Genomic DNA, 21,543 nt, shown 5'->3' with positions numbered 1-21,543 from the left:
GGGAAGGGAACATGTCCAGGCGCGTGGGAGAACGGATGCCGTCCGTGGGTTCCGTTCTTCTGCTTGGAAAACGCCCAGTTCGCCGTTCCCTTTCTCCTGTCCCCTTCCCCCGCAACGCGGGGGAAGGTGCCGCAGGCGGATGGGGGCAAGGATCCGGGCGAAGAGCGCCCCCATCCGGCGCGGGCGCGCCACCTTCCCCCGCAGGCGGGGGAAGGGGACATGTCCAGGCGCGTGGAGGAACCTATGCCATCCATGGGTTCCGTTCTTCCGCTCGGAAAACGCTCAGCTCGCCGTTCCCTTTCTCCCGTCCCTTCCCCCGCAACGCGGGGGAAGGTGCCGAAGGCGGATGGGGGCAAGGATCCGTGCGAAGAGCGCCCCCATCCGGCGCGGGCGCGCGCCCTCCCCCCGCAGGCGGGGGAAGGGACCATCCGATTTGGAAACTGCGAGTTGCGCCTGATCCCTAGTCCGCCACAGGCAACTCAATCCGGATCACGGTGCCCGCACCGACAACGCTGTCCACACCGATGCGGCCACCGGCGCGCTGGATCAGATCGCGCGCCACCGACAGGCCCAGGCCGGTGCCCTCGCCGGCCGGCTTGGTGGTGAAGAACGGGTCGAACGCGCGCGCCTGCACCTCCGGCGTCATGCCGGTGCCGGTGTCGCGGAAGCCGATGGCGACACCGCTCGCGCTGGTGCCGGCGGTGACTTCGAACACGCCGCCGCCGGGCATCGCGTGGTTGGCGTTGGCGGCGATGTTCAGCACCATCAGTTCGAACTGGGTGCGATCAAAGCGGATCGGTCGCAATCCCTCCGCCACGTCCAGGCGGACATCGACCGTCGGGTCGAACAACTGGCGCAGCATCGGTCGCAACTCGCGCAGGCTTTCGCCCGCATCGAACGTCTGCAGATGGGTCTCGTCCTGTCGGGCGAACGCCAGCAGCTTGTGGGTCACCAGGGTCGCGCGGCGCGCGGCCGATTCCACCCCAGCCAGGGCTTCCTTGAGCGCGGCCGGATCGTCCTGCCGCTTGCCGCGCCCGGCATAACCGAGGATCAGCGACAGCAGGTTGCCGAAATCGTGGGCGACGCCGCTGGCCAGCCGGCCCACCGCCTCGACCTTCTGCGCGTGGATAAGCTGTTCCTGCGCGCGTTCGCGTTCGCGCGCCTCCTGCTCCAGCAGGCGGTTGCTCTCGGCCAGTGCATTGCCACGCTGGTTGGCCTCGCGCAGGCTTTCGCGCAGCGCCACGGAACTGCGATCCAGCACCACCGCGATCATCAGGAACATCGCGAAGCGCGCGGCCAGATCGACCAGCCGGTTGTAGACCTCGCCGTCGCGCGCGATCTCCAGCCACATGCCACCGCAGAACGCGACGGCGATGCAGGCGAACATCACCCACAAGGCGCGCCGGCCGATCACCAGGCCCGCGATGGCCATCCAGATCACCAGGATCGGTTGCTCGTAGACCTGCGCGTCGAATCCGGTGGACAGATAGCTGGGCACCACGGTGACCGCGAACACCGCCAGCAGCAGGTAGGACGCCGCACCGAACCTGCCGCGCCGGATCAGCCAGAAGCTGGCGCCGGCCGCGGCGCTCACCGCAAGGCTGAACACCATGCTGGCGATCTCGCCCGGCCGCCAGGGAATGTCCACCGAGGCGCGGTAGATCCAGGCCAGCGGCGGCAACATCGCCAGCAGCAGCGAGATCACCTGGATCATCGGCGCGTTGCGGCGATCCACCGGATCGGCAATCGGCACGTCGCGGAACCAGTCCAGCACGCCGCGCAGGAGCGGCCCGATCAGCGGAATGCGCGCGCCGCGCGTGGAAACGACCGATGGAGAGGGTTCGATCATGGGGGGTCCTCAGGGATGCCTAGCCGCCGACCGGGCGACTGGGACGGCCGCCCTCCCCGGCGCCGTCCGAACATCCCCGGACCGGCGGATTATAGGCCCGGCGCGGGCTTTTCCCCGGTCGCGCCCGCTTGCAGCCTGACTTCGACCCGGCGGTTCGGGATCAGGCATTCGCGCAGCGCCTCGCGCGGCTTCACGCCATCGCAGGCCTGCACCTGTTCGGTATCGCCGCGGAAGGTGTAGCGGATGGCTTCGGCGGGCACTCCTCGCTCGATCAGCCATTCCCGCACCGTGCGCGCGCGGCGCTCTGACAGGCCCTGGTTGTAGTCGTAGCCCCGGCCCTGCAGGCGATCGGCATGCCCCACCAGTTCCACCGACGCCAGGGTCAGGCCTTCCTCGCGCACCCGCGCCAGCTCCCGCTCCAGGCTCTGCAGCGAGTAGGCGCGGATGTCGCCGCGGCCGTCGCGATCGAACTCGAACAACACGTTGGCGGTCAGCACCGCCGGTGCGGCCGGCATGGCGGCCACACCGCACTGGCGCGCCAGCGCCTCGGCGTCGCTCACCATGTCCTCGGCTATCTGGATATAGGGCTTGGAATGGCGCCACTGCTGCTGGTTGAACTCGTTGCCGGCATGCACCAGTTCCACTTCGCCGCAGGCCACCGCCTGCTGCGCGCAGGCGAAACCCGGCGTGCCGTGGATCGCGCCCAGGCGCTTCCACAGGTCCTCGCGCACGCGGGCCGCGCCGTTGACCAGCGGGGTGTCGGTGGGCAGCGGCGAGACGCCCTGCTCCATCCCCACGATCAGCTTCTCCGATTCGGTCAGCGCTTCCTGCGGGAACGCGCTGCGATCGTTGCGGGTGTATTCGTGGAAGGACACGTCCAGCCAGCACTGGGCCTTGGACAGGTGGTAGTCGCGCACCGGGCGGCCGCCGTCGTTGAGCGCTTGGATACGCCCCTGGGTGGCGTCGTAGCCGGACAAATCGGCATGGATGGCCTCGTCGGTGATGCGATCGCGCGGCGGAACCAGTTGGGTCTGCTGCGCGGCGGCCGTGCCGGCCAGGGCGGCCAGGACGGCGGCGGTGATGAGCGTGGACTTGGTGATGGTCATATGGGGTTCCTCAGCGCACCGGATCGCGGTAGCGGGCGTCTTCCCTGCGGAAGAGGTCTTCGTCGAACTTGAAGCGCAGGCGGATGAAGGCGCCCTGCTGGGTGTACTCGTAGCCGGTCAGGTCCTCGTCGCCGCGGAAACCGGTGGCGTTGTAGCCGACCGACAGCCACAGGTTCTGCCGCAGCAGGCGCCCGACTTCCACGCCGAACGCGTACTGGTTGGCGCCGTACTGGCCACGGAAGGTCGAGGCCAGCACGCCGATGTCCCAGTTCTCGGTGATGTCGTAGACCACGCGGCCCGACAGCAGCACCGCGCGGAAATCGTCGTTGACCCGGCCGGTGTCGGCATAGAAGAAGCTGTCCTGCTGCCACTTCGCCGCCACCCGCCCGGTCAGCCACCACGGCCGCGATGGATGCCAGTCGGCGTGCGCGGACACGATGTGCGCGCTGGTGCGGATGTCCTGGCCGGTATCGGAACCGAAACCGGAACCGTCCATGCCGCTCTCGTCCTTCTCCAGCTTGTACTCGTAGCGCGCCAGCGCGTTGATGCGGTTGGTGTCGGTATCGCGGTAGGCCACACCGACCTGGAAGCGATCCTGCAGCACGTCGCCGCGCGCCGCGTAGACCGTGCGCAGCAGGTAGTTGCGTGCCAGCACGGTCCAGTCGCGGTTGAGCTTGCGCGCCGCGAGGAACTGCAACAGGGTGGTGTTGTAGGCCTCGTCCGTCGGGGTTTCGGCGACGTCGTCGGAAATCCGGTGTTCCAGCCGGATGTTGCCGCGCCACAGCGGATTGGCGCTGTAGTCCAGGGCGATGCCTATCCCGGTCGAATCGCCGACGTTGCCGGAGATCACGTTGGTATGCTCCAGCGAGGTGTCCAGGCGCAGTCCCTCGCGCAGGTCCCAGCGGTTGCGCATGCCCGAGGCCGCCTGGATGTCGCGGCCGGCGATGGCGTCGCGCAGTCGATATTCCGAGAACAGCTGGGTATCGCGCAGGAAGCTGGTATCCACGCCCAGTGCCACCGTATCGGCCTCGCGGCCGTCCTGGGTCAGGCCGTTGACACCGCTGATCCCGGTCTGTTTCTCGTAGCGGCCATACAGGCGGCTGCGCTCCCGCAACTGGAAGTCCACGCCGAGGGCGATTCGATTGCGATCCTCGCCATGGATGTCCTGTTCCACCTCGCCGCCCAGGTTCAGGCGATCGCTGGCGCGGTAGCCAACGCCGAAGCGCAGCATGTCCGAGGACAGCTCGGTGCCGACCGGCAGGCCGCTGGCGACATCGTTGGGGTTGCCATTACTGATGATCGGCAGGCCGGTCAACGGGTCCAGCGGCTGCTGGCCGTAGCCCAGCGCGCCGCCACCGGCGCCGGTGGCGTAGCCGCCGGACAGTCCGCCCAGGTTGCCGTAGCCGCTGTTGGTCGCCCAGGTGTAGTAGGCGCCGACGGTTTCGCGGATGGCGCGATAGCCGAAATCCAGGGTCAGCTTGTCGGTCACCTTGACGCGCGTGCCGACGCTGCCGGCGTTGCGCTCGCCGCCGTCGGGATTGCGGTCTTCGCTGCGCAATCCCTCCGCGTACAGCTCGAAGCGCTCGTTCAAGCGGTAACGCGTGGTCAGGCTGTACTCGCCCCGCCCGCCGTACAACGGCGAGGCCTGGTTGTTGAACTCCGGATCCGACTGTCCGGCGAACAGTTTCAGATCCGCCTTCTTGCCGGCATGCCCGAGCTCCACACGCCAGGCGTTGCCTTCCACCAACCCGCTCAGCCCCTGCAACGCGGGCGTGCCGTATTGGTTGATGGAGTTGGTGTTGACCTCGCTGCGCGTGCGCGCCGCCTCGGCCACCAGCCAGGTGTTTTCACCCAGGCGGTAGCCGACGTTGGCGCTGCCCATCTCGAAGCTGGCGAACGGATTGCGGTCGTCCACGTAGGATCCGCCGATCTCGCCGTTCTGGCCGACCCGCAGTTGCGCGTCGCCACCGACCACCCAGAACTTTTCGGTGCCCTGATCCAGTTCGTAGGTGATGCGCAGCGATACCGGATTCAGATCGCCATCGAACGAGGGCAGGAAGCTGTTGAGCAGGATGCGGCCGGAGAACGGCTCGAAGCTGTAGTCCACCAGCCGGGCCAGCGGACGCACCGAGACGATTCGCGAAGGCTGGTTGCGATCGCGCACCACCACCTCGACCCGCTCGCTGCCTTCCAGCACCGCGTTGTTGCGCAGGCCGTAGGGGCCGCTGCCCTGGCTGGGCAGTTCCTCGATGACCTGGCGCAGCGAGTCCTCGATGGCGAACACGTTGCCGCGCACGCGCGCGTTCTCGAAGTGCCAGCCCAGTCCGGTCGCGGTGCGGTTGTAGGTGCCCAGCACGCGCTGCGGCGCACGCTCGCCGAAGCCGACGCCGGTCTGGGTGGCGATGCTGTCGCCGGTCTGGAAATCACCGTACAGCAGGTAGTTGCGGCCATTGTCCACGCGCACGTACAGGCGCTCGGCCGAACGCGCGTCGAAACCGCGCAGCGACGCGTCGCCATACACCGGATAGAACTCCTCCGGCTGGATGTCGCGCAGCAGGCGGGCCCGCACTTCCTTGTCCGAGTCGTAGGCGGCGGTCAGCAGGTACTCGCCCTTGATCCGCCCCTTGACGAAGAACGCCGCGCGCGCCGCGCCATTGGCCTTGCCGTTGTTGAACTGCTTTTCCCAGCGGCGGATTTCCCGCTCGAAACCATCGCCGCGGGTGCTGCCGTCGATCAGGTTGTCGCCCTTGCGGCGAAAGTTGATCACGCCCTCGATGAGGCCGGTCGCGATCATCTCGCGCATTTCCGGCACGAAGCCGACCACGCCCTCGGCGGTCTCGCCGCCGGAGGTCACCCGCAGCAGCACGTCCTGCGGGTCGTGCGGCGCCAGCAGGTCGAACTCGGCGCGGCCGTCGCGCACCGGCACCTGCACGCCGGGCGTGACCTTGTCGGCGTCCAGGTGGCCGGGGCCGAGTTCGTCGGTACGGCCATCGGGCAGCTTGATGCGGCCGCCGGAGTTCTCGACGGTCGCGAAGGCCTCGCCGGCCAGCGGCTTGCCATCGGCGCCGAACAACTGGATCACCACGTGCACCGGCGACTGGCCGTCGGCCGGAACGCCGTCGCGATCCACCTCCACCACCACCCGCTGCACGCCGGCGTTGGCGCGGTAATCGACATTGCCCGGTTGCGCATACAACGGTTGCGAGGTGGCCTGCTGGCTTTGTGGCGATTGCGGGAACAGCGGCGTCGCCTGTCCCAGCACCGGGGTGAAGCGCTGGTCGCCGGAGACGTTCTGGGCCATCGCCATGGCCGGCATCAGCACCAGCGACAGCGCCAGGCTCAGCGGTTTGCGGGAGAAAGGTTGGGGACGCATGGTCTTCCTGGCCTGGCGGACGCGGGCGGGTCGCGGGGTGCGGCTCATGGCTGCACCTCCGTGCCGGCGGCGGGACTCGGGGCGGTCGCCCTCGGATCCACGATCGGGCGCTGGTTCGCCGAGTCGGTGCCCTGCTGCGGGCTGCGCAGCGGCTTGCTTTCGAAACGCAGCGGCGATTGGCCCGGTTCGGTTTCCGGCGCGCGGATCTCGCCCTGGGTGCGGCGTGCCTTGACCTGTTCGATCACCGGGTTGGAGCAACTGCCCTCGATGAAGTCGGCGCGATGCAACTCGCCGTTCTTGAGGTCGATGAACAGGCTGTCGGCGTCGCCCAGGTTGCGGTTGCTGCTGGTGGTCAGGCGCGAGCCGACCGGCAGCGTGGACGCGTCCACCTTCAGGGTGTGGCTCTTCGGCGGCAGGCCGCAGTAGCTGTACTTGCCTTCCGAATCGCTGATCAGCCAGGTGCCGTCCTCGAAGTACATGCGCACGCCGGGGATGCCCAGTTCTTCCTTGTCCTGCACGTGATTGACGTTGCAGTCAACGAACACCTTGCCCAGCACGCAGCCCTCGTCGGCGAACACGCCGCCGCTGACGATCACGCGGTACTCGGCCGGATTGGATGGCACGGTGCCGCCGTTCGGATACGGCGCCAGCGTGTTCGCATCCACGCAGCCGCCGGTGATCGAACAGCCCCAGGCGCGCGCGCGGTTGATGCCGTCGCCCTGCTGGCTGCCCACGCCCACGCGGACGCGGTAGCTCAGCACCTTCTGCGCGCCGACCGCCAGCGAACCGACGTCGAACACCAGGGTCGGTCCGGGCTTGCCGATCGGGTCGGCGATGCCGCTGCCGTCCACCCGCGCGGTACCGGCGATGAAGGTGAAGCCATGCGGCAGGCGGTCGATGACGTTCACCGTGCCCAGCGCGGCGCCCGCGGTCTGGCGGATGGTGATCGTGTAGACCAGGCTGTCGCCCACTTCCACGGTCTTGCGGTCGCCGGTCTTGGTGATGACCAGGCCGGGCGCCACCTGCGGATCCAGCGGGATGTGGTTGTGCACCGGCGCGGCCACGCCCGAACCCAGGTTGACCTCCAGGTAGTAGGTGGTCGCGGTGCCGGCCGGGCCGGTCGGCGCGGTCGCGTTCGTCTGCACCGGATAACCCAGGCCCGGCGTGGACGGCGGCGTCAGCGGCGAGTTTTCCGCCGGAATCATGCCGGACTCGAAGGTATAGCCGGCCGGCGGAGTCACCGCGATCTGGAACCGGCACGACGCCGGCGCGCCCGGCGCCATCAGGAACTGGTAGAAACCGTCGGCGCCGACCGTCATCGAGATCGCGTTGCCCTGCACGGTGTAGCCGCCCATGGCCGCGTTGAGCACGTGCTGTTCCGGCGCATAGGCCGGGCAGCTGCCGATCGGCGTCAGGGTCACCCGCGAGCCCGGGACCGGGCTGCGCGTCACCGCGTCGTAGATCACGCCGCCCGGATTCAGCGGCAGGCTCTGCTGCGGCAGGTTCGCGCCCGGGGCAAGCACCACCGACAGGCGGGTGACGCCGTCGGTGCTGCTCGGGCAGGAACTGGCGGTCCCACCGCCGATCGCGCCGGTGGCGTCGCACGGCGCGGGCGAACCGCCAGCGGTTTCGCCGCTGACCGGCCAACCCCACACCACGCCGGTGGCGGGGTCGCGGAAGCGGATGTCCAGCGGCACGCCGGGAATCTGGTCGGCAATCGAATAGGAACCGTCGACGCCGGTGGTGGCCGTACCCACCACTTGTCCATTGGCGTCCACGACTTCCACGGTCCAGCCACCCAGGCGGCGATCGCCACCGTCGATCAGGCCGAAGTCGCTGCCCTGGTCGAACCACACCGTGCCGGAGACCGACGCGGCCAGTTGCACCGGCGTGGGCAGGCGGCAGGCGTTCTGGGTGATCGCCGGGTCGCATACCGGCAGGTCGTCGACGTTGCCCTCGAAGTTGGCGCGTTCTTCCTGCGTTGGCGTGCGGAACTCGTTCTCGCCGCCGCCCTCGACCAGTACCGCGTTGTTCACCGGCGATGCCGCAGCGGCGGTCGCCGCGACACGCACGCGCGCCACGATGGTGTCGGTCGCGGTGGCGCCGGCGGCGATGACCGTGCTGCTGGCGCAGCGGAAACGGTTGTCGCCGATCGCGCCGGTGCAGTTCCAGCCGGACCCGGCCGGCGTGGCGTCCAGGGTCAGGCCGGCAGGTAGGCGATCCTCCACCACGTATTCGCCCGCGCTCGCCTGCTGGCCGATGTTGCGCACGCGGATGGTGTAGGTGCCCACGTTGTTGACGGTGAAGGTCGCCGGCGTGGCGGTCTTGCTGACCACCAGGTCGGGCGAATCGCCGACCTCGCCGAAGTTGTTGTCGATCGACTGGCCGCCCGGCGGCAGCACGATGCCGCTGATCGCCGACGGCGTGGTCGTCACCGGCGTGGCGGTGCCGGTCGGAGTGCCATCGATGGTGCCCGGCGTGGTGATGCCATTGAGCGTCTCGGCCGGTTGGGTCGGCTCGGTCACCGTGTAGGTGCCCGGACGCAGGTTCTCGAAGCGGTACCGGCCCTCGCTGTCGGTGGTGACGGTGACGTTGACGGTTTCGCCGAGATCGTTGGTGCCGGTCAGCACGACCTGCACGTTCGGGAAGCCGCCCTCGCCCGTGTCGATGACGCCGTTGTTGTTGCCGTCGTTGTAGACCCGGCCCGAGATGGTGCCGGCGGGAACCTCGCCGAAGTTGTTGTTGGCCGCTTCCTCGCCCACGCCCAGCGTGATGCCCTCGATCACCGACGGCGCGGTGGTCGGCGCGGTGGCGGTGCCACCGCCGGTGCCGGGCACGGTGATGCCGTTGAGCGTGCCGGCCGGCTGCTCGGGTTCGGTGACCGTGTAGGTGCCCGGCGGCAGCTCGGTGAACGCGTAGCCGCCGTCCGGCTGGGTGGTGACTTCGCGGGTGATGGTGTTGCCGGCCAGATCGGTACCGGTCAGGCGCACGACCACCGAACCGATGCCCTGCTCCGACGGATCGATGACGCCATCGTTGTCCAGATCGCGCCAGATGCGGCCGCTGATTGCGCTGTTGAGCGGAATCTCGCCGAACAGGTTGTCCTCCGAAGCGGCGCCCGGCGTGGTCAGGTCAATCGCGCTGATCGCACTCGGTACGGTGGTGATCGGCGTGGCGGTGCCGGACGGCGTGCCGCCGACGGTGCCGGCCAGGGTCTGGCCGTTGCTGGTGCCGGTGGGCTGCTGCGGTTCGGTCACGGTGTAGGTGCCCGGACGCAGGCCCTCGAAACGGAAATCGCCGTTGGCGTCCGTGGTCGTGGTCAGATCCACCGCCGCGCCGCTGTCGTCGGTGCCGGTGAGGCGAATGGTCACGCTCTCGATGCCGGTCTCGCTGGCGCCGGCCTGCGCGCCGTCGTTGTTGGCGTCGAAGAACACCCGGCCGGAGACCGACACGCCCAGGGTTTCGCCGAAGTCGTTGCGCACGGAGGACTCGCCCGCACCCAGCGCGATGCCGGCGATGGCGCTGGGCACGGTCGCGATCGGCGTGGCAGTGCCCGCGGGCGTGCCGCCGATATTGCCGGCCACCGTGGTGCCGTTGATCGTCGTCGCCCCGCCCACCACCGGCTGCGCGGCCTGTTCGGTCACGTTGTAGGTGCCGGCCGGCAGGTCGCCGAAGCGGTAGTCGCCGTTGGCATCGGTGACCGCCTCGGCCACCGGATTGCCGAGCGCGTCGCGCGTGCCCGCGGGCAGGCTCACCCGCACGCCACCGATGCCGTTCTCGCCCGGCTCGCGCACGCCGTTGTTGTTGGCGTCCAGCCACACGCTGCCGGACAGCGCGCCGGCCAGTTCGCCGAAGTCGTTGCCGCGCGAACCGGCCACCGGCAGGTTGGTCACCGGGATCTGGTTGAGGCCGTTTTCCTGCCCTTCGGCCAGGCCGGTCGGCTGGGTTTCGCTGATGAGATAGTTCTGGCCGGCGACCGCGCCACCGTAGCTGTAGTCGCCGTTGGCGTCGGTGGTCAGGGTGACCGGCGCCGGATCGTCCGCCGTGCCGAACTGGCCGTCCGGACCGGCGCCCTGGATCACCACGGTGACGCCGGGAATGCCGGCGTCGCCGCCATTGTTGTCACCATCGTCGTTGCGGTCCAGGTACACCGTGCCGCTGATGATGGCGTTGGCCAGTTCGCCGAACAGGTAGCCGGTGGCGTCCTGCCCGGCGGACAGCGCGATGCCGTCGATCACGTTGGCGGTGTTCGCATTGCCCGGGGTCGTCGCGTTGCCCGGCGTATGCCGGCCATCCAGGTAACCGGCCGGCTGCGTTTCGGTGAGCGTATAGCTGGTGCCCGCCTGCGGCGGCAGCAGGTCGGTGAAGCGGTAGGCGCCGCTGCCGTCGGTCTGCACGGTCATGTTCACCGGCTGCCCCAGCACGTCGGTGCCGGTCAGGGTCAGCGTGACATTGCCGATCGGATTTTCGCCGCTGTCGAAAGCGCCGTTGTTGTTGTTGCCGGCGGTGGCCGAGAAGTCCTCGAACACGCTGCCCGCCAGCGATCCCAGCACTTCGCCGAAATCGTTGCCGGCGGAACCGGCGATGGTCAGATTGTTGATCTCGATGACATTGCTCGGATGCTCGCTGCCTTCGCCGTAGCCATCCGGCTGGGTTTCGCTGACGCGATAGCTCTGGCCAACCACCAGGTCGGTGAACTGGTACGCGCCATTGGCATCGGTCTGCAGGATGACCGGCGCGGGATCGTCGCCATTGCCGAACACCCCGTCCGCGCCCGCACCGGTGAGCGTGACGGTGACGTCCTGCAGGCCGCCGTTGGGGCGGGAGTTGACCGTGCCCGCGTCGCCGGCGTCGAAATCGCCGTTGCGGTTGCGATCCAGGTACACGTTGCCGGAGATCGCCGAGATCGCATCCTCGCCGAAGTTGAACTGCACACCATCCAGTCCGGCGCCCAGATCGATGTCGCTGATCCGGTCGGTGGTCGCCGCATCACCGGCCACGCCGGTGGCCGCCGTACAACCGGTCGTGCAGGCCGCGCCACCGATCTGGCCGGGATTCACCGCGCCGGGCCGGTTGCGGTAGTTGCCCGCCGGCAGCGCCTCGCGCAGCGTGTAGGTGATCAGCGGATCGAGTCCGGTGAAGCTGTAGGCGCCGGTGCCATCGGTCGTGGTGGTGCCGATCACCGCGCCGGTCGCCGCATTCAGCAGTTCCACCGTGGCGCCGGCGATCGCGCCGTCGCCACCGTTGCGGGTGTTGTTGTAGTTGCCGTCCACGTAGACGAAGCCGGACAGCGAGGGCAGCCGGACTTCCGGGAAGTTGTAGCGCACGCCCGCCTGGCTGGCGCCGACCGCGATGCCGGTGAACACGGTGTCGGGCGAACCGGTGGCGTAGGCGCCGCCCAGCGACGGTTCGGCACCACCACTGGTCGGCGGGGCGACCGGTCCATCGACGAAGCCGGCCGGCTGCGTCTGGGTCAGCGTGTAGCCACCCGCGCCCGCGGGCGACAGATCGCCAAAGCTGTAACTGCCATCGGCGGCGGTGGTGGTGGTGAGGTTGACCGCGTTTCCGTAGGCGTCGGTACCGGTCAGGCGGATGCTGACGCCGCCGATGCCGGGTTCACCGGCAACGCCCTGATGGGTGCCGCCGTTGGCACCGGCGCGATCCCGATCCTGGAACACCACGCCCGCCAGCGACGAACGCGTGACCAGGATGTCCTCGTCGTCGATGTTGTTGCCCGGATTCGGATCCACCTGCTCGGTGGCGATGCGGGTGGTGTTGACCTGTGCCGCCGCACCGGGATACGAGGTCCAGCGCACCGGGATGATCACGCGCACCTTGCCGGTGACGGTCACGTCGCCCAGGTTGCAGGTCAGTGCCAGCCCGGCGGCCGTGCACGCGCCGGTCCCGTTGGGCTGCTCATCACCGCCCGGCGATGGACCTTTCTTCTGCCACTGGACCGGACCGGTGATCTCCAGCCCGTTCGGCAGGGTGTCGGTGATGACCGTGCCGGTGCCGTTCTGCGGGCTGGTGCCACTGCGATCGCGCGACAGGCTGGCGCCAGGACCGTCATTCGCGCCTTCCAGCACCCAATAGAACGGCTGGCGCAGCGCCACCGTCGTCGCCGGGGCCGCCGGCAGGGCGACATCCGGATCCAGATCGGGGGCGTCGGTGAACACGTGCTTGGCGACGCGCACATCGGCGCGCGCGCGAATCGTGGTCGGTTCGTCGGCCGCGTTGTTCGTCGGGTTGGTATCGGTCTCGGCCAGGGTCGCCTGGACCTGGTTGCGCACGGTGTCGCCGCCGCCGCCGGGCGCGGTCAGGTAGCGGTACTGGACGTATACATAGCTGGTCGCATTGACGCCCAGCGTGCCCAGCACGTTGCTGCCGCTGAAACCGGCGCCGGGCACGTCGCACTCGATGTTCAGCCCGGGGTCGGCGGGCGTGGTGCCCGCGCCGGTGAACGGATTGGCACTGTTGACGGTGCATCCGGCAGTGCTGAAGCCACCCGAGGGGGCGCCGCCGTTTCCGGGCGCGATGCCGACGAATTGGACCTGGCGCCCGTTCGGCGCGCGGAACGTATCGGTGATCCGCACACTGGTGGCCACCGACGGGCCGCGGTTGAGCACGGTGATGCGGTAGGTGATGAGGTTGGCCGCGGTGTTGACCGCGTCGTAGCCCAGCGGATCCACGCCGCCGGTGAAGCCCAGATCGTCCTTGTTGACGACCAGATCCGCCGCGCCCTGCTCGAAGGTCAGCGAGGCGTTCTTCTGGTCGTCGGCAGCGCTGGTGTTGGTGTTGTAGTCGAACGGACCATTGGCATCGCTGCCGCTGGCGCCACCGGTGATGTCGAAGCTGGCGACGTTGGTGAATTGGCGACCGGCCGGATTGTTGTTGCTGTTGACGTTCGGCCGGATCTGCACGCGCAGGCTCTCGGTCTGCTGGAACGCCAGGTTGACCGCCGGACAGGTGACGATCACCTGGGACGGCGAGCCGGTCGGGTTGGCATAGGACATGCCGCCGGCGGTCGCCGTGGCGGTGGTGCCGCCGGCGGCGCTGTGCGTGCACGCCACGGTGCCGGGGGTACGGGTGGCCGACACCAGCACGAAGCCCGTGTCGTTGGCCGGCAGGGTGAAGATGTCCTGGAAGATCACCCCGGGGACCGCCGACGGCCCCTCGTTGTAATAGCTCATCACATAGTTGCTGACCACGCCGACGCGGCCCACGTTGCCCGTGGTGATGTTCTTGGCGGTCGTTCTGACGTTGGCGCGGCGCTCGACCCGCACCCAGTCCCTGGCCTGATTGTTGGCGCCGTTGATTTCGCCCACGGAACTGGAGACATCCGGATCCACCGCCACGCCGGCGATGTTGCAGAACGCGCCGCTGGCCGGCGCGCCCGCGCCGCAGCTGCCCGGACTCTGGCCGATGCTGTCGAAGAACGGGAAGCCCACCGTGATGGTGATGTCGGCCGAGTCACCGACCGCCAGTGCGGTCGTGTCCGAGCGGCAGATCACCGAGGGCCCATCGACCACGCAGTTCCAGCCCGCCGGCGATGTCGTGCTTACGCTGGTGCGATCGACACCCGCGGTATTGCCGTTCACGAAACCCGGAATGGTGTCGTTGACGACGATGCCGCTGGCCGGTACCGCGTCGGTGATGGCGAGGTTGGTCACCCGCAGCGTGTAGCTGTAGCTGTTGGTGCCCAGCGGGATGACGTTGTCGGTGCCGCCGTCGTTGGCGCGGGTCCACTTCTCGATTTGCAGATCGACGCGATCGTTGGTGGTACGGGTGCCGTCGCCGGCGCAATCGTTGGTGGTATTGCGATCCTCGTTGATGCTGCCGGTGCTCGGCTCCAGCGAACCGCCGGAGCCGCCGGTGCAGGCATTGTTGGTCAGCGCCAGATCCGGAGTCCGGGCGCGGGTGACGATCCGCAGCCCCGGCGTGTCGGCATCGCGCGCCAGGTCGTAGCGCGAAGGATCCAGATCGCAGGTGACGACCTGTGCCGGACCGCCCGCGTTCCAGGCGGCCGGTGCCACCGAGCAGATCCATTCGCCGGCATTGCCGCCACTGATGTACTCCTCGCCCGCCGCCAACCGATCCACGACCTGCACGTTGCCGGTCGCCGCGCGCGGCCCGTAGTTGTGCACGTTGATGGTGGAGGTCATCAGGCTGTCGGCGTCTGGGCCGGTGCCCGGCCAGATCGCGACCAGTGCCGGCGTCTTGCGCTTGGCCAGCCCCAGATCCGCGCCATTCGGCATCACGCTGAACTGGACGCTGCCGCTGTTGTTGACGGATACCGGATCCGGGGTCTGCGACGTCACCGTCGCGGTGTTGGTCACATCTCCACTGCTGTTGGCGCCGTTGGAAGGCACCATCGCGGTGATGGTGAAGCTGGTGGACGCGCCCGGCGCCAGGTCACCGGCGTAGCTGCATCCGCGGGTGGTGCTCCCGGCCGTCGTCGAGCAGGTCCAACCCGCCGGCTCGTTGCCGCCGGTGATGGTGAAGCCGGCGGGCAGCACGTCCGTCCAGCTCGGATTGGTGGCCGCGCTGGGCCCCAGGTTGCTGACATTGACCGTGAAGGTGATCGGATCGCCGGAGATGGCCGGCGCGGGGTTGGCGCTCTTGCTGATCGCCATGTCCGCGCCGGGCGTGACCACGGTGGTGACGTCGTCGGTGTTGTTGGCCGGGTTCGGATCAGGCATCGAACCGGCGTTGACCACGGCGGAGTTGATGATGTTGCCGCCACCGACATTCACCTTCGCGCGGAAGGAGAAGGCGCTGCTGGCGCCCGCCGCCAGGGTGCCGGCGTGGGTCGCGGTCATCGTGGCCGGATTGAAACTCCACGCCGGATTGCTGAAGCTGCCGGCCACCAGGCTGACGCCCGCCGGCAGCGTGTCCCGCACGTTGAAACCCGACGACGCGCCCGGACCGTCATTGGTGACGGTCAGCGTGTAGGTCACTTCGTCGCCGCCGATCACCGAAGCCGACGAGGCGGTTTTTTCCAGCCGCAGATCGCCCGACTGGTCCAGCGTGGTCTGCTGGCTGAGCAGGTTGTTGCCGGGTTCGTCGTCGGCGGTGAAGAAACCGTGGCTCGTCGGCAGGTTCGCAAGGGGTTCGCCCGCGCCGGGCTCGGTGGCGCTGGCGCGTCCGACGGCGCCATGGATGAACACCGATCCCGGCGCCATGCCGGTGGTGAGCATCTGGATGTCGAAGCTCGCGGCGGGCTGACCCGCCGACAGCGGTTGCGGCAACGCGCAGCGGATCCGGACCGGGGAACCGCCCAGGTTGCTGCAGAAGGTCGGCAACGTGCCCGCAGCGGCCCCCGCCGGCAGATCGAACAGGACAACCGCGTCGTTGACCGTATCGACATCGCCGTTCTCGACCACGACGTGGTACACGACCGGTGCGCCGACCGGGCTCGGATCGTAGCCGGTGTCGGTCAGGCCGCTGATCTGCAGATCGGCCGCGCTCGCCAGCGTCGGCGGCAGCAGCGTGGCCAGCAGCAGCGCGGCCCTGCGAAGCCACTGCCCGCGTCGCCGCACGCCACGCGGAATGGCGGTGGCCTCGTCCACGTCATGATCAGAGACAGGCGCGCGCGCGCATTCGGCGCCAGGCGCCGCAACGACTTGGAGGACCACAGTTTTCCCCTGTTCCGTACACCGCCTTGCGGGCGGTCCTGGTAGCCGTCGGCGCGAAGAACGGTCCTGGCGGCAGTCGCCGCGATGAACCGGACTTCCCGAAAGACGGTGGCTCTCGCGCCGGAAACGACGCGGCCGCCAAGCGCAGGTTTTGTGCGCTGCAACGGCAGGGGAATCTTATTTTGTGATTCTTATCACCTCAATAACGGAACATCACTCACACTTTCAATCGCTCTCGAACACTCTCGCGCAACACCGCGCACGAACAGGAACGCGCGATGGACTGGGCCTGCTCAGCCGCCCTCGTGCAACCACAGATAGCCGATGCCGCGCACCGCGCGCAGTGGCAGCGCGTGTCCGCTCGCACCCCGTACGCGTTGGCGCAGGCGATGCAGCAGTACTTCGAGCCGATGCGGATCGAAATCAGCAGGCGACTCGGTCATGCCGGCGATCAAGCGTTCGCGTTCCACCGGTTCGCCAGGCTGTTCGAACAACATGCGCAGGAAAACCCGTTCCGCTTCGCCCAGGCTCAACTCCACGCCGTCGGGCGTGCGCAGCTTCCAGCCACCGGCGACCAGCGCCCAACGTGGCGCGGGCTCCGCCGGCACGCTCCGGTCGGAAGCGGACAGGCGACGCCGCAGGCTGGCGATACCCGCGGCCAGTACATCCATGTCCACGGGCTTGACCAGATACAGATCCGCGCCCGTGCTGAGCCCCCGCGCCATGTCGTCGCTCTTCCCGCGCGCGGTGAGCATCACGATGCCGACCGAAGCGATCTGGTGCAGGTGGCGGGCAACCGCGTAGCCGTCCTCGCCGGGAAGACCGATGTCCAGCAGCACGATGTCGCAGGGCTGCACGGCCAGGTGCCGGTAAAGCGCTTCGGCGCTGGCGAACCCCACGGCCTGGAAACCGCGCTCGGCAAGTTCCGACACGAGCAGTTCGCGAAGTTCGTCGTCGTCTTCCGTCACCGCGATGCGGGCGGGCGTCAGGGGGGCTTCGGGCATGGAGTCAAGCAGGTTGGATGCCTAGTGTTGTGATTCGCATTACGCTTTCAGCATATCGGATCCGTCGTGATAACGGTTACCGATCGTGCCCTCCGCCGCATCTGATTTTCCGATGCTCTCCCCTGCTCTCCCATGCTCTCCGAAACTGGCCCCATGCCCGCTCGGGTACGGCCCCGCGGGCAAAAAAAATGCCCGTCCTGGGGACGGGCATTCGGGTGCCGCGGCGATGAAGTCCGGACTCAGTCCTTCCAGGTCTTCCGGATCGGGTGGGCCTCGGTATTGAACACCACCGCGTCGAAGTCCAGCGCGGTCTTGGGCGCGAACAGCAGGTAGTAGTACTTGAAGGTCTCGGCGAACAGGAAGCTTTCCATCGAGTCGTTCTTCTCCTTGCTGCGCACGTCCTTCAGCGCTGCGAAGCCATGCTCGGTGCGGGTGTGGCGGACGAAGTCCTCGAAGAACTCCTTGCCCATGCCGCGATAGCGCGCATCGCCGGTGTAGTGATGCAGGTAGTACGCCGACTCGACGATCTCCGGACGCAGCGGATAGCCCGGCGAGGTCACTTCCATCTTGCCGTAGTCGATCGCTTCCGGCTCGATGCCGTGCAGGCGCCACATCTTCAGGCCGGATTCCTGCAGGCGCTTGGCGCGCTCGAGATCGCCACCGAACGCCAGCAGGCCCGGCATGAACGCGTCCAGCGCGCCGTAGGTGGTCTGGGTGCGCTTGCCGGTGTTCATGTCGGCATAGCCGTACCACAGGTCGCCCTCGCGCACTTCATCGGCCAGGTACTGGTTGATCGGACCGATGCTCTCGTCCCACATGCGCTTGCAGTCGGCATCGCCGAACAGCTTCCAGCACTTGAACAGGTACTCGTAGTACGAGTCGATGCCGCCGGCGATATGGCTGGTCGGATTGGTCCACTCGCCGGTTTCGACGTTGATGTTCAGACCGACCAGGCCGATCCTGGAGCGGCGGTTGAAGGTTTCGGTCAGCGCCCGCTTGGCCTTGTCGTAATAGATCGGATTTCCGGTCAGCTTGCTCAGCGCGCCGAACTCGATCAGCAGGGTGCCGGTCTCGGCCGGATTGCTGACGGTGCCGCGGACCTTGCCGGTGCGCAGGTTGACGTGGGTGTACGGCAGCCCGGTCTTGCTTTCGAACACCGGCAACAGGCGCTTGCCCAGATCCTCGGCCAGCTTGAGCAGGCGCTCGTCGCCGCTGAGCTGGTAGCCGGAGATCAGCCCGCCGAGCAGGCGGATGGTGATCTCGAAGTTCTGCACGTACATGTCGTGATCGAACGAGAGCTGGGTGGCGATCAGCTCGCGCGCTTCGGTCGCTTCCTTGTCCAGGCCCAGCAGGATCAGCGTATCCAGCGCGTCCACCGGCGACATCAGCAGCGACTTCTCGTACCAGTCGCGCGGCTGGCCGCTGATCGGTTTCAGATCATCGTGACCCTTGGCGAACTGCATGTAGCCCTGCCACGCATGGCGGGTTTCGGCCTTGACCTGTTCGGCCAGGCGTGCGGCCTCGGCCTCGTCCACCGCCGGCACGTCCGCGTTCGCGGCCTTGGCGGCCGGCGCCGGTGTTTCGGTGGTCGTGGGCGCGGCCGTTTCGGCCGCCGGCTTCTGATTGCAGGCGGTGCCCGTCACCAGGGTCAGCGCCATCACCACCGCGCCGGCCAGGCGCTGGCCACGCAGGGCGCGACGGGGGGAATTCGTCGGGTTCGATACGTCGTGCATGGGAGTTCCTCTTTGCGGAAAACGATCAGGGAGCCGGCGCGGACATCGCGTCGGCGAGGGATTGAAGGGTCAGCGCCTTGCGCAGCGCCGCCGCGTCGGTCTTCGAGGACACGCGCAGGCTGACGGCTTCGCCCGGCAGCAGGTCCAGCGCGTTGTCGGACAGCGTCGCGTCCAGATCGCCGAAGTCCAGCCACAACGCACGCACGAACACCGGCGAACGCAGGGTCAGCAGATAACCGTCACCGTCGCCATCGGCGGCCAGCTCGGTGTCGATGCGCGGCGCCGGCAGGCGCAGGTCCTTCGGCGCGGTGAAGTAGACCAGTCCGCGCGAAACCGTCTCGCCGCCGCGGACCAGATCGAACACCGCGAACGTGCGCGCGGGATCCGCGCCGCCCAGCAATTCAGCGTCGCCGAACTCGCCGGCCGGCGTGGCCGCCAGCGCCGCGAGCGTGGCCGATTGGCGGCGTTCCTTCAGCACGCGACCATCGAAATCCATCACACGCAGGCGCCATTCGGCCTCCGTCGCGGTGGTCAGGTCGGACAGCAGCGACAACCGGGTCACGCCCTCCTTGCGCAGCGCCGCGACCGCAAGCGGCGCAAAGAACCGGCGCGCGTGGAAGTTCAGCGGCTTCCAGCGTCCGTAGAAGTCCACGCTCGACCACGAGGCGCCCGGCCATACGTCGTTGAGCTGCCAGTACAGCGAACCCATCGTGTACGGCCGCGAGGCGCGGTGATGCAGCGCGGCCAGCCCGATGCCGTCGGCCTGCATCACCCGGCTCAGGTAGACGAAGCCGGGGAAGTCGCGCGGCTTGCCGTACTCGCGCTCGATGTAGAGCGACAGCCGGGTGTTGCCCTCGCCGGCCAGGAACTTCTGGTGCGCCTTGATCACCAGGCTGTCGACCGCCTGCTCTTCCGGCCTGGCGAAGCTGGCGATGGTGCGCATGTCCGGCCACGCCTGCAGGCCGAACTCGGACATGAAGCGCGGGGTTTCGTCCAGGTAGGCCTGCACCGGCTTGGAACCGGCCCAGACGTCCCAGTAATGCTTGTCGCCCTTGCGCGAATCGTTGGCCTTCTCGTCCAGATCGTTGCTGGGTGAACTGGACCAGTACGGCACGCCCAGTCCCTGCTCGCCCACCACCTGGCGCAGATCCTGGCCGAACAGCGCCACGTAGCCCTGCCAGACCTTGTCGGCGAACACCGGATCCGCCGCCACCAGCTGCTTGCGGTGGCCCCAGTCCTTCCACGCGGTCTCTTCCTCGTTGTTGCCGCACCAAAGCACGATGCTGGGGTGGTGGCGCAGGCGGCGGATGTTGTCGTGCGCCTCGGCGACCACGTTGGCCCGGAACGCCGGGTCGTAGCCCGGCTGCATGCCGCCGCCGAACATGAAGTCCTGCCAGACCAGCAGGCCGAGTTCGTCGGCGATCTCGAAGAACACATCGTCTTCGTAATAGCCGCCGCCCCAGTTGCGCAGCATGTTCATGTTGGCGTCGCGGGCGGCGGTCAACGCCGCGCGCACGCGCTTCTCGTCGGCTCGCGGCGGGAACGCGTCGAACGGGATGACGTTCGCACCCTTGGCGAACACCGGCACGCCGTTGATCACGAAGGCGAAGCCCTGGCCCTGCCCGTCCGCGTCGACATCGCGCCTGAGTTCGATCGTGCGCAGGCCGGTGCGGCGCTCGCTGCCCGCCTGCCCGCCCTTGGCCTTCACGGTGGCGCGGAAGGTGTAGCGCGCCTGTTCGCCGTAGCCCACCGGCCACCAGCGACGCGGCTTGGGCAGGGTCATTTCCACCGTCACCGGCTGGACACCGGCGGTCAGCGCGGCCTTGCGGCGCAGGACATCGACGCGGCGCCCATCCGGGTCCAGTACTTCGACCTCCACGTCCGCGGAACCGGCACGCGCGGCATCGACCTCCACCAGCACGGCCAGCCGCGCCTGGCGCTCGTCCAGCGCATCGGTGCGCACGGCCAGATCGGTGATGCGCAGGTCGTTCCAGCTCTCCAGCCGGATCGGCCGCCAGATGCCGGCGGTCACGTAGCGCGGGCCCCAGTCCCAGCCGAAGTGGTAACCGGGCTTGCGCACGAAGTTGCCGACCATCGCGTCCTTCGGCTCGTCGCCATAGGGCGAGGGATAGTTGCCGGCGATCTTGTGCGGCATCGCCTGCACCTTCGGCAGCAGCGTGCGGATGGGCGAACGGAACACCACCCGCAGCTCGTTGCCGCGGGCCTTCAGCCGCCCGTCCACGCGCGCGCGCCAGGTGCGGTGGCTATTGTCCGCCTTCAGCAACGGCTGGCCGTTGAGTTCGACCTCGGCGAAGGTATCCAGTCCCTCGAACACCAGTTCCGCGTGCGGGCGCGCCAGGGTCGCGGCATCGACATCGAAGCGGCCCAGGTACTCCCAATCGGCCAGCCCGATCCATTGCAGCCCGGCTTCCGGCGCGCCGACGTAGGGATCCGGAATCACCCCATTGGCGAACAGATCGGTGTGGACCGTGCCCGGCACCGCGGCCTTCGCCCATCCGGCGGCTTGCGGGTGCGCCGCGAGCTGGGCGTCGCCGGGCAATAGGCGGAAGCGCCAGTCGGCGCTGACCGCCTGTGACTGCGCGGCCGGCTGCGCGATCGCGGTGGTGCCCAGCAACAGCCACGCGACGCAGAGCATCGCGCGCATCCAGGCGGGAACCGTGGCGGCAATGGGTTGGACTCTCATGAACTCGCTCCTCCTCCTCGGCCGACGTGGCTCGGTGCCGTGATGGCACCCGCGTGGCCTGATCCTGCGCCGTTCCCGCCACGCACGCGCGTCGCGGGACCCCGTGCGTCCGTCCGCGACCCGGCATCCCGGATCCGGC

The 21,543-nt window shown here is 68.5% G+C and carries 7 protein-coding genes; all 7 read right to left on the bottom strand.

The genetic code is table 11. From position 1 onward, the window contains the following. Nucleotides 1-460: 460 nt before the first annotated feature. Nucleotides 461-1,849, bottom strand: coding sequence for a sensor histidine kinase (locus IQ458_RS08295; RefSeq protein WP_203322502.1), 1,389 nt, complete (start codon nucleotides 1,847-1,849; stop codon nucleotides 461-463). Between the two features lie 89 nt (nucleotides 1,850-1,938). Next, a complete protein-coding gene (locus IQ458_RS08290; protein WP_203322501.1) occupies nucleotides 1,939-2,955 on the bottom strand; it encodes an OmpA family protein in 1,017 nt (338 codons plus the stop codon). Between the two features lie 10 nt (nucleotides 2,956-2,965). Continuing rightward, nucleotides 2,966-6,328, bottom strand: coding sequence for a hypothetical protein (locus tag IQ458_RS08285; RefSeq protein WP_203322500.1), 3,363 nt, complete (start codon nucleotides 6,326-6,328; stop codon nucleotides 2,966-2,968). 44 nt (nucleotides 6,329-6,372) lie between these two features. Further along, nucleotides 6,373-15,897 carry an SdrD B-like domain-containing protein gene (locus tag IQ458_RS08280; RefSeq protein ID WP_203322499.1) on the bottom strand — a complete coding sequence of 3,175 codons (9,525 nt, stop codon included), beginning with the start codon at nucleotides 15,895-15,897 and terminating at the stop codon, nucleotides 6,373-6,375. 359 nt (nucleotides 15,898-16,256) lie between these two features. After that, entirely contained in the window at nucleotides 16,257-16,967 is a 711-nt protein-coding gene (locus IQ458_RS08275) for a response regulator transcription factor (RefSeq protein WP_192198656.1), read from the bottom strand. Nucleotides 16,968-17,206: 239 nt separating this feature from the next. Continuing rightward, nucleotides 17,207-18,700 carry a glycoside hydrolase family 47 protein gene (locus tag IQ458_RS08270; RefSeq protein WP_235996666.1) on the bottom strand — a complete coding sequence of 498 codons (1,494 nt, stop codon included), beginning with the start codon at nucleotides 18,698-18,700 and terminating at the stop codon, nucleotides 17,207-17,209. 25 nt (nucleotides 18,701-18,725) lie between these two features. After that, nucleotides 18,726-21,404 (bottom strand): beta-mannosidase, encoded by a 2,679-nt coding sequence (locus tag IQ458_RS08265; protein ID WP_235996665.1) that lies wholly within the window; start codon nucleotides 21,402-21,404, stop codon nucleotides 18,726-18,728. Nucleotides 21,405-21,543 lie beyond the last annotated feature (139 nt).

The organism is Pseudoxanthomonas beigongshangi, from assembly GCF_016820515.1.
In the GTDB taxonomy this organism is placed as follows: domain Bacteria; phylum Pseudomonadota; class Gammaproteobacteria; order Xanthomonadales; family Xanthomonadaceae; genus Pseudoxanthomonas_A; species Pseudoxanthomonas_A beigongshangi.
Note: the sequence above shows the minus strand (reverse complement) of the source record. Positions and strands in the feature narration are given on the sequence as shown.